This window comes from Pararhizobium sp. LjRoot235, from assembly GCF_964254145.1.
Classification (GTDB): Bacteria; Pseudomonadota; Alphaproteobacteria; order Rhizobiales; family Rhizobiaceae; genus Pararhizobium.
Genome location: NZ_CAXUSP020000001.1, coordinates 2118473 through 2131236, shown reverse-complemented (window position 1 = coordinate 2131236; position 12764 = coordinate 2118473). Strand labels below are relative to the sequence as shown.

Here is a 12764-nt window from a genome sequence, read left to right as displayed (position 1 = left end):
TCCCCCCGAGAGGTTTTCGTGTCCGCCCCCGTTATCGTCTTTGATCTTGATGGAACCCTGGTCGATACCGCACCGGATCTTGTCGCAAGCCTCAACCACGCCGTTACCCAGGCCGGCCTTGCGCCGGTTACCTATCACGACCTCACCCATCTCGTCGGACACGGTGCCAAGGCGATGATCGAGCGCACGTTCACGCTGCGCGGCAAACCGCTGAGCGCCGGCGATCTCGACTGGCAGATGAAGGAATTCGTCGATTTCTATCACGGCTCGATGCCGGGCTTGTCCATCCCCTATCCCGGCGTCATAGCGGCCATGGACCGGCTCTCCGAAGCCGGCTACATACTCGCCGTTTGCACCAACAAGCTGGAAATGCTGGCGAAAAGCCTGCTGGAGGGGCTCGCGCTCACCCCGCGCTTCGCTGCAATCACCGGCGGCGACACATTTCATGTGAGAAAGCCGGACGCCGAACACCTCTTGTCCACGATCCGCCTTGCTGGCGGCGCGCCGGAAAAATCCGTGATGATCGGCGACAGCCTCAACGACATCCTCGTTGCCCGCAACGCGTCCGTCCGCTCGATCGGCGTACCCTTCGGCTATTCCGACGTGCCGGTCGAAAGCCTGGCGCCCGATCTCGTCATCCACCATTTCGATGAACTGACGCCGGACCTGATCGAGCGACTGATCACGCAGGCATGAAAAAGGCGGCCTTCAAGCCGCCTTTATGGAATGATCGATTTTACCGCACTCAGCCTTCGGCGCGGCGGGCGATCCGTGTCGCCTCGAACGCGCGGCTCATATACATGTCGCGCTCGTAGACATCGTCAAAATACTCGATCGCCCCGTCCTTGTTCGGCCAAGCGGTGAAATAGGCGACATAGACCGGAATCTTTTGCGGCACCTGAACGCCCTTGTTGCGGCCGTCGGCGACCTGTTCGGCCACATCGTCGACAGTGGTACCGAGCACGGCAGCAGCCATCCGGCGCGGATCGGCCAGACGCACGCAGCCATGGCTGAGCGCCCGCTGGTCCTTCTTGAAGAAGCTCTTCGACGGCGTGTCGTGCATGTAAATCGCGTGACTGTTCGGGAAGAGGATCTTCAATTCGCCGAGCGCATTGTCGCTGCTTGGAGGCTGGCGCACGGCAACGCCAGTGGTCGAGCCGTTCCAGTTCACGTCATAGGACGAAACGGCACGGCCGGCCACTTCCACCTGGTAGCCGAGGCGGTCGAGATAGCCCGGATCGTTCCTGAGCTTCGGCAGCATCTCGTTGATGATGATCGACTGCGGCACGCCCCAATAGGGGTTGAATTCCACCGTCTGGATCTCGTCCTCGAAGAAATAGGTCTGGTTCGCCTTCGAGCCGACAACCACACGCATCGAAAACTGCTCAGCACCCTGGTCGTGATAATAGGCCATGAAGGCCGGCTGGTTGATGAAGACGTAACGGCTGCCGAGATCGGCCGGCAGCCAGCGCGCCTGCTCCATGGCGACGCGCACCTTGTCGATCTTGCTCTGCGTGGTGTCGCCCCCGGTCAGGATACGGATCGAGGCCTTGCCGACGACACCGTCCGGCTTCAAGCCATTTTCCTTCTGGAACCCCTCGACCAACGCTACCAGTTCCGGTGTATAGTCCGGCGTTCCTTGATAGGCAGAAAGGGTAAGCGCGTGCTCGACCTTCAGCGCGTCAGAACCCTTTTGCCGGATGCCCGCGACTACATTGGCAAGCTCCGGATTGGCAATGCCCGGTTTCAGCAGCGTGCCCGGCGCAATGGTGATCCGCGGCGCATCGCCACTCTTTGCCTCAAGTGCTTCCAGCTCCCGTTTGAGCGCCAGGAATTCCGGACCGGTCGGCGTCTGGGCCTTGAGATAGGCTGCAACATCATGGCTTCTGGCGATGTTCTCGAGCTTGGCCGTCAGGTTGACGCTCTTGCGCTTGAAGTCGTGATAGCCGGAAACTCTGTTCGGATCGATGCGGCCGCGAACGGTGTCCTGGACATAGGTCAGCGTCGCGGCGGACATGCGGATTTCGAAATCGACCAGCGCCTTCTCACGCGCCATCATGTCGTTGCCTTCGAACGTGTCGGACGGCACGGAAACGGCATAATCCTGCGGATCAAGCCCGACGCTTGCAGCGTCACCGAGAACAGACAGAGCGGCCTTTGCCGCCACATTCGGACCATTCTCCTCAATCCAGACAAATCCCTCGCGGCCGGCGTAAAAGGCCTCGACGGCCTTGGCCACAACGGCCGGCGCATAGGCCGCCACATCCGGCAGGAAACGGCGGGCATCGGCAAGCGACGTACCCTGCGCCAGCGGCAGCGCATCGTTGCGCACGGAACCGGTGACGACAGGATCGAGAAGCTTTGCCGTGTCGATGCGCCGCAGCGGCTCGGCCTTGTAGGTGTAGTAGCGCGGCGAGGTCACGCGCGGCAGGGCACGGGGCACCGAATCTTGCGCCGGGTTCGCTTCCTGCATGCCGCCAAAGCGGGGCCACACCTGCACCTCTTCCACGGGCGGCCTCTTCTTGCGAAAGAGATCCATCAAGGTATATGCCTCTGCGCCCTGGACGCCGAAAGAGGTGAACGCGCACCCGGCAAGGAGTGTCACGATCGCTGCAGATTTCATCAATTTCATTGGCTCACACGTCCCCGTATCGCATTGCCGCCGTCAGCGGTTCGCGCCCGATGCCCTTCATGTCACCGAGCTTTGGTACTTATAAGAAAGGATGGTGAATGAAAAGGAAACGCCACCCATTCCCAGCCTCCAGCGGCCGTTGAAAATTCGTTACGGCGCCCGGTTAGCAAGACGGCTGAGCACGTCCAAAAATTTGAATTCCTTGAGCTATTTTTCTAAACACCCGTAAAATTGCTCAAGATTGGGAAAATCGCCGCCGCGACCTTGGAAACTATGCGATCGGTTGTGTCTGAAAAGGCACAGCACGCCAGCGACGGCGACTCGCGGAAAGGGACTTTCCGATTGAAACGGAAGGCTCCACGAAGCACCCGTATTTTAAACGATTGTAGCATGGCAGGCCCCCTCGCGACCTCTTTACAAGCACCAGGCACCTGGGCCAGAGAGAACCGCATCATAGCTTTAGACCACCGCGATCCGGCGGCCATATCCACCTTCGGTCTTGATACCGCATGACGAAAGCAGGGATTACGATGACATCAACGCGCACGGAAACAGATACGTTCGGCCCGATCGAGGTCGCGAGCGACCGCTACTGGGGCGCTCAGGCGCAACGCTCCCTCGGCAATTTCAAGATCGGCTGGGAAAAGCAGCCGCTCGCCATCGTCCGCGCGCTCGGCATCGTCAAGCAGGCCGCCGCCCGCGCCAACATGGAATTGCAGGGCCTCGACCCGACGATCGGCAACGCCATCATCAACGCGGCCCAGGAGGTCATCGACGGTAAGCTCGACGATCACTTCCCGCTCGTCGTCTGGCAAACCGGTTCCGGCACCCAGTCGAACATGAATGCCAATGAAGTGATCTCCAACCGTGCGATCGAAATGCTCGGCGGCGTCATGGGCTCGAAGAAGCCGGTGCATCCGAACGACCACGTCAACATGAGCCAGTCGTCGAACGACACCTATCCGACGGCCATGCACATCGCCTGCGCCGAGCGCGTCGTCCACGACCTGTTGCCGGCCCTCAAGCATCTGCACGCGGCGCTCGAAGCCAAGGTGAAGGCCTTCGATCACATCATCAAGATCGGCCGCACGCATACGCAGGACGCCACGCCGCTCACCCTCGGCCAGGAGTTCTCCGGTTACGCCGCACAGGTCGCCTCCTCGATCAAGCGTATCGAAATGACCCTGCCCGGCCTTTGCGAACTGGCACAGGGCGGCACCGCCGTCGGCACCGGCCTCAACGCGCCGATCGGCTTTGCCGAAAAGGTCGCCGCAGAGATCGCCAAGATCACCGGCATCGCCTTCGTCACGGCGCCGAACAAGTTCGAAGCGCTGGCGGCCCACGATTCGATGGTCTTCAGCCACGGCGCGATCAATGCTGCCGCAGCTGCATTGTTCAAGATCGCCAACGACATCCGCCTGCTCGGCTCCGGCCCCCGCTCCGGTCTCGGCGAACTGTCACTGCCGGAAAACGAACCCGGCTCGTCGATCATGCCGGGCAAGGTCAACCCGACGCAGTGCGAAGCGCTGACGCAGGTCTGCGTCCAGGTGTTCGGCAACAATGCGGCGCTGACCTTTGCCGGCAGCCAGGGCCACTTCGAGCTCAACGTCTACAATCCGCTGATGGCTTACAATTTCCTGCAGTCGGTGCAGCTGCTGGCCGATGCCAGCGTCTCCTTCACCGACAATTGCGTCACTGGCATCGAGGCCCGAGAGGACAATATCAAGGCGGCGCTCGACCGCTCGCTGATGCTGGTTACAGCACTTGCCCCGAAGATCGGCTACGACAATGCCGCCAAGATCGCCAAGACGGCCCACAAGAACGGCACGACGCTGCGCGAGGAAGCCGTCGGCGGCGGCTATGTCACCGACGCTGAATTCGACGCCATTGTCCGTCCGGAAACGATGATCAGCCCTTCCTGAGGCGTCACCGGAACCAGTTCAGAAAATCCCGTCAGGCAGCGAGACATCGCTGCCTGATTGCTTTTTTAGTGAGGAAATTGCTCGGCGACGGAGTTCCTATATGCTCGATCACCTTGATGATGTCTCCATCTCCCTTCGCAATGAGGGCGTCAGGCACGAAATGTGGTTCATGGGTAGGGATATACATCACTATTTTTCATTGGGGTCTCCTCATCTGCCGACTTCTTTGCGATACAGCGGGTAGCCATCCTCAAGATACGGCCCGAACGACTTCCGCTGGCGGGTAGCCAGCAGCGCCTGAGATCATTCGACGCATCAGGAATCGGTCCGAACGGGGATGTAACGCGGAGCGCGCATGAAGTATGCGGCGGTTGTCGATGATGAGGAAATCACCCTCTGCAAAATGTGCTTCCAAAAAGGCCTGATCGCGCAACAACCCGACGAAACGGTCTAAGGCAAATTGTTGGGAAGGTGTAAGGTTACGCTGCAGGCTCCAAGGATTGTAGGTCAGGTTGAAGCGCCTGTTTCCATCTGAATAGACAATGGGTGACATTAGTAGCGCTTCTTCAATACGGCATTTGTAAATCATCTTGATGCTGGAAAGCGCGTCTATCTCGTCATTTGTCATATGCGCCAGAACCGCCAGTCCGTCCTTAAGAAGAAGTGGCGCAGGCTTGCTGCCCGGATTGAGGCATTGCCAGACGACAAATTCAGCTTTTGGGTAGTCGCAATGGAAGGGAATTTCCTGAGGCAGATTGACGATGCCTTTTGCATCGTTCTTTAGACGGATTTCCGTGTCGAAGAGGCGATGGCCGAGCGCTTCGGTAACCGTGCCGATGTCTGATGCCGTTTCGCGGCCGAGTGTTGCGATGCCATGTGCGCGCGTGCGGGCAGCAAGAGTACCCAGGACATTGCATTCATAACAAGTACCAAAGATCATTTTAGTACCACCTCCATTTCTACCCCGGAGTCCGATTTTCCGCGGATGCTCCAGCGGACAAGTCGCTCGAACCAAACTTTTTACGTGTGAGCTTGGGGCCAATGAGGATTGCCATGGATGCGCCGAACGCGGCGACTACCAGTAAGATGGTCGCCACGGGTACTCCAGCTGACAACGCCAGTCCGGCAGCCGCCGAAGAGACTAGGGATGCAATCCGTCCCACACTGCGAGCCAGTGTGGTATATTCCACGTAGCGGGGACCGGCGAGCTTGGCGGTTGCGAGCGAGGTGGCCGAAATCATTAGAATCGCGTAAGCTGCGCCCGTTGCTCCGGCAGACAAGACGAAGGCGGTCGTGCCGCTTGCGAATCCATAGGTTGCCACCAGACCGGCAAGTAAAAACGTTATTGCCTGCACATGTCTGCGCGACTGGTACCGCTGGAGATCAAAGAGACCGAGGGTGATCGTGAAATTGACGCCCACAAAAACTGCATAAAGCACCCCGTAGGGCACGAGCGGATTGCCGAGGCGCTGATCCGATAGAATAACGAACGCCACGCAGGCAAACGCGAGATTCGCTACGGCCGTAAACAGCATGTACCAGTACGCCCATGGCGAAAGCTGCCGTAAGTACGACAGGAACCGCGACCCGTCGGGCCGACTCCTTGCCCGTGGACGCGATTGCGCCGTGTATGGGGCTGTAGAACATGCGAGCCCGATCACGAAGAACGCCGCGGTCAGCATCAATTGCCCTTGGGGCATGGAACTGCCGAGACCCGCGATTAGCGGCGCAAGGGCGGCTGAGCCGCGTCCAATAAGATTGGCGAGCGATGCGGACCGGGCATAGGCAAAGCCGAAGCGTTCATGGGCAACCAGAGGATAGGATCCGGTTAACGTCTGGTCCGCCGCGGCAACCATGCCCGCAAGTAAAAACAGGCCCAGCGACACTTCGGGCGATTGCGCATTGACAATCAGCGCGGCAGTAACGAGGCAACCCATCAGAACGCGCAAACCTGCGATGATTACCGGTCGAACCGTTACCCCAACCGTGCTCAGATGTGCGGCCAACAGAGGTTGCATTATAATCTGGATGATTGCCGGTGCGTTGAATACCAAGAACGCATAGGCAAAACGGTCCGTTTGGGAATAGTTGAGGGTTAGCTGCAAGCCCACTGAAAGCATTGCGATTTGCGGAAGGAATACTGAGACGATGAAGAACATCCCGGCAAAGTTAGAGGAACGGAGCCACTTCACCATTCGGCCCTTTCTGTGACGCATCCCGATAAGCGCCACCAAAACAGCGGACGCAGGCGATCCGGCTGTCTTGGTGAATGATCGCGTAGCGGATCGGTGGTAGATTTTCCGGTTTTTGCCATTCACCCGGCTGCTTGATCGCAGCTGCCGCCAATTTATCAAGGCGCCGCGCTAGGCCGCCAGCAGTGTCGGGCATCCCCAGAGCTTCGTATCGCGCGAGTGTGCCAGCAGCGGTCGGATTCATCGAGGTCGAGGGCAGTCCCAAGGCGGTGTCCAGCAACATATAAGCCTCCGCATCCGCGTGCTCTGCCGCGTCTCTGATGATAAGGGAATAACAACTGCCAGCAAGTATTAAGGGCGGATCGTCTCCTTGCAGGACCGTGCAAACGAACACGCCTTCTGGCCGCCGGTGCAGAAACTTCAGCTTTCGCACCGATTTGCCAATCCTGCTTTCCTCGATAATTGCAGTTGTTAGATCTCCACCGAACCAGAAGCACCATGCCAAATGACGCTCGATGAGTTCGTTGCGGGCGTGAGCGACCGCGCTCCAAACGTCTGGTCCGATCGCCAGTCCGGTCGCATTCCTCCTACCTCCGTCGGCTTGAGCACCGACGAGCAAGTCCTTTCGCAGGACGGTATCCCCGCTCCTGCTGCCATTCACGTGAAAGATGGGTAGCTCTTCTTCGAGTTCGTCTACATCGTAAGCTTCATAGACAGCGAAGGCATGCTCGAGGCACTCATAGAACGAAGCAGCCTCTGCCCGATCACGATTGCGGTCGCAGCCAAACCCCAGGACATTGCGCGTTCTCCCGTAAGTGCCGACTGCAATGCCCCCAACGCTGACCCAATATTCGGGCACCGCACGATTCACACGCCCGCGAATCTGCACGGGATAGACTTCGCACGGGAGAATGGCTGGCGAAGCGCGTATCATGCTCGCGCGTCCGCCTGCGCCGAAGCCCGGAAGACGACTCCACCTCCGAAGCGATGTTCGCGCGGCTGGTCGAATACATAGTCAGACCAGTAAGGCTTGCCTAAAGCGTTGCTGTGGACTTGGCGGAATTCTTTCAAGAGGATTTCTCCCGCAGCGGTCAATCGCCCGTGCTTCTCTATCTCGTCGATACCGTCGGCGAGTTCGGTGAGCTGTTGCTCGAGGTGAACAAGCCGCTCCTCCGTTACGTGCGCAGCAGACAGCCTGTCGAAGAACTGAACGATCCGTGAGGTGACGAACGTGGCATGGAAGACCCCGATCATCGGCCGCGGGTCTGGCCGGATCGGTGATTTGTGCCGTTCGTCACGGCTGTTGAGCACGATTGGATCGATGCTCATCGCAGCATTCAGATACATGTGTGAAACCTCGTGGCAAATGTGCTCGCCGTAATAGAGCGCCGGGTTGACGTCCTCGCGCGGCGTACGAGCGAACATACAGCCGAACATCCGAACATCGGTTATGCCCATCGTGATCCGCCCTTCAAAAACGCGAATGCAGTTGAGAAAAACAGCAATCTCCTCGCTCATTTCAGGGAAATGCTGTTTGATCGCGTCCAGTGCCAGGCGAATGTTCGCGTATTCTGCTTTAGCGGCCCCGTCAGAGACAGGACGCAGTTCTGCCTGTCTTCCGAGGTCATCCTGCACGGTGCGCACCGTCTCGTTGACTACGAATCTTTCCCATTCGCTGCCACCGATGGACTCGACCGTCGGCAATACCCTCGCTTCGCCGGCATCGTGGAATTCCTTCACCTGGTTGGCCAGCAGACCGAATAGGTAGCGCGTTCTGTTGATTTCCTGATTTCGCATCGACATCAGGATTCCGTCGTGCAAGAAAAAGAGGTTCGGATCGAGCATCGATGCATTTCGGCGCGCATAGAGAAGCGGCTCCAGCGTGAAATCTAGCGATCCAAATTTTTCTTCGTATACGCCTTTGAGGTAAGCCAAGCTTCCAATTGTCGTCGAAAAGAATTGCGCTCGCGCGAGAATTGCGTTCTTCTTCGAAGGCAGCGACGAGATGAACGGGCGCGAATTGTTCATGGAATTTCTCACCGTTGGAAGTCAATTGTTGGGTGCCGAGGACCGGCCAGCGAAACCGGCCGGTCCCGTGTCAGGACCACGAAGCGCTCGGACTAAACTGGAGCGTCGCTGCTGCAGTATCGAAGATGTATTCCTCTTTCACTTCAAAGAACTTTGGCTTCGATGTTGCCTCGACGCCGCTTTCTGGGCGCGCGATGTTCTTCTTCCAATTCTGTTGTTTATTCGGGGTCTGCATCTGCAACTCCGTAGGTGAGGTGGATCTTTGCCGCAGGGATCTCCCGCAGCGAAGCAACTCTGCATAGAATATTTAAAAAAAACAACCCGCCGAATTGCCCTGGTTTTTGAGCGGAGATGAAGTTGGCGGCATGCTGCCCGGGGACATTACCAGCCGAGTTCGGTGCTGTGTTTGCGGCAGGTCCAGTCGAACAGGTGGGGAGCACGCACCCGTCCAATCGGACCATTGCGGTGCGCAGATCGCAGAACGCCAGGCTTGCTCGGTCAGCACGGCGTGGACATTAAAAACGACGCACTCGACATGCCGGTTACCGGAAAGCTATACGAATACATGAAGTGGGCGGGGCACTTACCACGACAAGATGGGTCGCGACGTGTTGACGCAGTTTGTGGTCTCGATACCAGATCATGACCAATTCATAGGCGACCCGGACGACGCCTAGGAACATCACAAGCACGACACGGCGCCGAAAAAGCTTACCGAACCCCTCGTCGCCTTGGCATCGTTGTTCTGGATGACGTAATTAGCCCGGCCAACATCGAATTACGTTCAAATCTTACCGATCGATTTCGCAAAACGTTAAGCCTTCCAAAATCTTTTATCCCTAAAACTTGCCGGCGGAGACAATTGGACAGGGAGTCCGCGATGCAGGCGGCTTTGAGCAAGGTGCAGATACCGGATATCGCAGCGCAAGTGACCTATGCGATGCGTGTCATGGGGATTGCGCCCCTTCCGCGAAACTACGAGCTCTATTACGAAGCCTATATCGGCTCCAACCCGAAGCTGACCAAGGAACTTGCAGCACTCGGCAGCCGCGCCACCCAGGAGGAACTGGACGAGATCGGCGCGCGCTACTTCGCCCACGTGCACCACGCGGCCGGCATCGACCGGGCACATACACATCTGGCAAGTGAACTCGGCGATCTTCTTCAGCTTCTGAAGGAAGAGCAGTCTGCGCTCGAGAACTATAACCGGCTGCTCGGCGAGACCTATCGGAACATCACGTGCAAGAGCAATGCCAGCGTCGAAATCCTGCGGCATGCAGTCAGCATCCTGACTGAAGCGACTGCGGACACCATGAACCAGGGCAAGGAACGGGCCGAAAACGTCTCGCTGAAGTCCTTCGAAATGGAGGTCATCCGGCAGGAACTCGACGAGTACAAGCGGATCGCCAATACCGATTCCCTGACGCGCCTCGCCAACCGCCGGGCCTTCGACGAGAAACTTGCCGCCATCTACAATTCCGAGCATCTTCGCGCCCAAACAGGCCTTCTGGTCGCCGATATCGATCATTTCAAGAAGATCAACGACAGCTACGGCCATCCGGTCGGCGACAAGATCCTGGCAACCGTCGGTACGGTCATCCGTGCCAATTTGCGCCGCGACGCCTTCGTTGCGCGTACCGGCGGCGAGGAATTCGCCATTATCCTTGGCGACAACACGCTCGAGGAAAGTCTTCAGGTAGCCGAGCGCATCCGCACCGCGCTGGCAACGACGCCCTTCAAGAATTCCAAGACCGGCGTCAATTACGGCCCGATCACGCTTTCCGTCGGCCTCTGCCAGGCAACGCAGGCCGACGACCCGACCGACCTCTACAATAAGGCCGACATCGCGCTCTATTGCGCCAAGAATGCCGGCCGAAACAGATCCATGCTGTTTGAGGAAGGCATGAGGAAAGACACCGGCAAAAGCTGGCTCATCTACCGGAAATAGCAAAAAAGATACATCTCGGCCGAAGCCGCCCAAGCGGCGCCTCTTGCCGTTTTTTTCGCGTTCCCCAGGAAACAGCCGCTCTCCCGGTGATTGTCTAGAAAGGCTCCATGCAAGGGGGCGAACCGGAATGAACCGGAAAATTCTCCCGCACAAACCGGGAGATACGGACATGAAGACCATCATTGCAGCCCTGATCGCAACCGCCCTTCTCGCCCCCACGGCACAGGCCGCGGGCCAGAACGGATCCTTCGAAGTCGCCTCGCTCCAGGCCTCGACGGCGAAGACCGGCTGGCTGCAGGTCCTATCGGAGGGCAAGCCTGCAAAGACCAAGACCGCGAAGAAGAACGTCAACCAGTCGCCGATCCAGCGCGAACTGATTGCCTTCAGCGAAAACGTCGCGCCTGGCACCGTCATCGTCGACAATTCCGACCGCCGCCTCTACCACGTGCTCGGCAACGGTGTCGCCATGCAATACGGCGTCAGCGTCGGCCGCGATGGCTTCATCTGGACCGGCACCAATACGGTCAGCCGCATGGCCGAATGGCCGACCTGGAACCCACCGGCGGAGATGCGCGTCCGTGAAGCCAGGAAGGGCCACATCCTGCCCGTCACCATGAAGGGCGGCATCGATAACCCGCTCGGCGCTCGCGCCATGTATCTCGGCTCGACCATCTACCGCATCCACGGCACCAACCAGCCGTCCTCGATCGGCAAGGCGATGTCCTCCGGCTGCATCCGCATGGCGAATGAGGATGTCGAGCATCTCTACGCCAATGTGACGATCGGCACCAAGGTCATCGTCCGCGACTGACCTGATTTTACAGCGAACACTCTTTAGCGGCAGGCCGAAACGCCGGCCGTTTTGGCGATGGCCAGGAGTTCGGGCCGATATTCGAAATGCATGGTGTCGTAGTGATACCAGCGCCCGCCCCAGATGAAGCCGTGCCGCTCGAACGCATCGACGATCGTCAACGGATATTTGTTGTTGTAGTGCGGCACCCTGCCCGGCTTGCCGCCCGCCCAGATCCAGTAGTCCGCAAAACGGGTATTGAGGTCGATCGCCGCGCCAAAACTGTGCACGGAGAGGTTCGAAGCGCCGGCGATTTTGCGCCAGTTGAAGGTGCCCGCAGAAGGCGTGAGAAATGCCTTCAGCTCAGGCATTGATTTCAGCTCGTCACGAACTTGCTCCAGCGCCCGCGCCACGCCCTGTCTTTTTGTCACTGGCAGCTTGCTGCCGAACCAGTTTACCTCCACGAGAGACGCCTCCACGTCCCGGGCCGATCCGCCGTAAAGGCGTTTCATCAGGGCCTCGCTGCGAATGCGGCCCGGATCGGAATTAACCTCCGGCCGGGTTTCGCAGGGTCCCGGCGGATAGATCTGCGACAGGCTGTCCTCGATATCGCCCGCCGCCAGCTTTTGGGCATGGTCCTTCGCCTTGCCGTCATCGATCGGCAATGGCGGTCCGCCGTCGCGAAAGCGGATTGATCCGTCTTCGCTCCTGAGAAGGGTCTCCGGATAAGCTTCGATCAGCAGCTCTGTTTTACGTGCGAGACCGAGATCGTCCGCTTGAGCCGCGACAGCCACAAGCAACATTGCAGCGAAAACAAGCGACGCCCGGTCAGTCGACGGTGACATTGATATAGTCGCCGTCGGCTCCGCGAAAAACCTGCACGTTGATCAGCACGTTGCCTCGTACCAGCGCCCGCGCGGCACGCGTTTCGATGGTGCCATGCTCGATCATGCGCTCGGCCTTTTGGCGGTTCGCAGCGGCACCGAAGAAGCTGTCGCCTTCATCACCCGGCTGGGAAGTGCCGAAGCGATGATAGTTCGCCCGGTCCTGGCGGATGATCTGCCACGGCTCGGACAGCCGCTCTCCATAGGAATTATAGAGATCTTCCTCGCCGATATAGGCATTGTATTCCTCAACGAGCCGATCGGCCCTCGCCACTCCGGTGGAAAGTCCGACGGTCACCGCGACCGTCAGCAAGAAGACGCCCCTGTTTTTCATATGTTCCCCAATCCGCGGCGCCCAAAGCCAGCCC

General features: G+C 58.7%; 12 protein-coding genes. 4 read left to right on the top strand and 8 right to left on the bottom strand.

The features are described from left to right. The first annotated feature begins 18 nt into the window (after positions 1–18). A complete protein-coding gene (locus ACSQ2Z_RS10160) occupies positions 19–696 on the top strand; it encodes an HAD family hydrolase (RefSeq protein ID WP_436081088.1) in 678 nt (225 codons plus the stop codon). Positions 697–745: 49 nt separating this feature from the next. On the opposite strand, the gene ACSQ2Z_RS10155 is transcribed toward ACSQ2Z_RS10160, so the two are convergent. Continuing rightward, complete coding sequence (locus ACSQ2Z_RS10155) at positions 746–2632, bottom strand: L,D-transpeptidase family protein (protein ID WP_436081087.1); 1887 nt, start codon at positions 2630–2632, stop codon at positions 746–748. 509 nt (positions 2633–3141) lie between these two features. Here ACSQ2Z_RS10155 and fumC point away from each other — a divergent pair. Continuing rightward, positions 3142–4554 carry a class II fumarate hydratase gene (gene fumC, locus ACSQ2Z_RS10150; RefSeq protein ID WP_436081086.1) on the top strand — a complete coding sequence of 471 codons (1413 nt, stop codon included), beginning with the start codon at positions 3142–3144 and terminating at the stop codon, positions 4552–4554. A gap of 250 nt (positions 4555–4804) precedes the next feature. Here fumC and ACSQ2Z_RS10145 read toward each other — a convergent pair whose 3' ends face one another. From ACSQ2Z_RS10145 to ACSQ2Z_RS10125, 5 genes are all read right to left on the bottom strand, one after another. Continuing rightward, positions 4805–5494: a TauD/TfdA family dioxygenase gene (locus ACSQ2Z_RS10145; RefSeq protein ID WP_436081085.1), complete on the bottom strand. Its 690-nt coding sequence runs from the start codon at positions 5492–5494 to the stop codon at positions 4805–4807. Between the two features lie 19 nt (positions 5495–5513). Then, complete coding sequence (locus ACSQ2Z_RS10140; protein ID WP_436081084.1) at positions 5514–6749, bottom strand: hypothetical protein; 1236 nt, start codon at positions 6747–6749, stop codon at positions 5514–5516. Continuing rightward, positions 6724–7680: a hypothetical protein gene (locus ACSQ2Z_RS10135; protein WP_436081083.1), complete on the bottom strand. Its 957-nt coding sequence runs from the start codon at positions 7678–7680 to the stop codon at positions 6724–6726. The genes ACSQ2Z_RS10140 and ACSQ2Z_RS10135 overlap by 26 nt, the downstream gene beginning before the upstream one ends. Then, the gene (locus tag ACSQ2Z_RS10130; protein ID WP_436081082.1) at positions 7677–8774 is read right to left on the bottom strand and encodes an aKG-HExxH-type peptide beta-hydroxylase; all 1098 of its coding nucleotides are present in this window, start codon (positions 8772–8774) and stop codon (positions 7677–7679) included. Before ACSQ2Z_RS10130 ends, ACSQ2Z_RS10135 begins: the two co-directional genes overlap by 4 nt. 70 nt (positions 8775–8844) lie before the next feature. Beyond that, positions 8845–9009, bottom strand: coding sequence for a hypothetical protein (locus tag ACSQ2Z_RS10125; protein ID WP_436081081.1), 165 nt, complete (start codon positions 9007–9009; stop codon positions 8845–8847). Positions 9010–9654: 645 nt separating this feature from the next. Between ACSQ2Z_RS10125 and ACSQ2Z_RS10120 the strand changes: the two genes are divergently transcribed. Together ACSQ2Z_RS10120 and ACSQ2Z_RS10115 are read left to right on the top strand one after the other, a co-directional pair. Further along, a complete protein-coding gene (locus ACSQ2Z_RS10120) occupies positions 9655–10722 on the top strand; it encodes a GGDEF domain-containing protein (RefSeq protein ID WP_436081080.1) in 1068 nt (355 codons plus the stop codon). A 169-nt stretch (positions 10723–10891) separates the two neighbouring features. Next, entirely contained in the window at positions 10892–11533 is a 642-nt protein-coding gene (locus ACSQ2Z_RS10115) for a L,D-transpeptidase (RefSeq protein WP_436081079.1), read from the top strand. A gap of 23 nt (positions 11534–11556) precedes the next feature. Here ACSQ2Z_RS10115 and ACSQ2Z_RS10110 read toward each other — a convergent pair whose 3' ends face one another. Both ACSQ2Z_RS10110 and ACSQ2Z_RS10105 read right to left on the bottom strand, forming a co-directional pair. Beyond that, the gene (locus ACSQ2Z_RS10110; RefSeq protein ID WP_436081078.1) at positions 11557–12357 is read right to left on the bottom strand and encodes a M15 family metallopeptidase; all 801 of its coding nucleotides are present in this window, start codon (positions 12355–12357) and stop codon (positions 11557–11559) included. After that, a complete protein-coding gene (locus ACSQ2Z_RS10105) occupies positions 12341–12730 on the bottom strand; it encodes a hypothetical protein (protein ID WP_436081077.1) in 390 nt (129 codons plus the stop codon). Before ACSQ2Z_RS10105 ends, ACSQ2Z_RS10110 begins: the two co-directional genes overlap by 17 nt. Between the last annotated feature and the right edge of the window lie 34 nt (positions 12731–12764).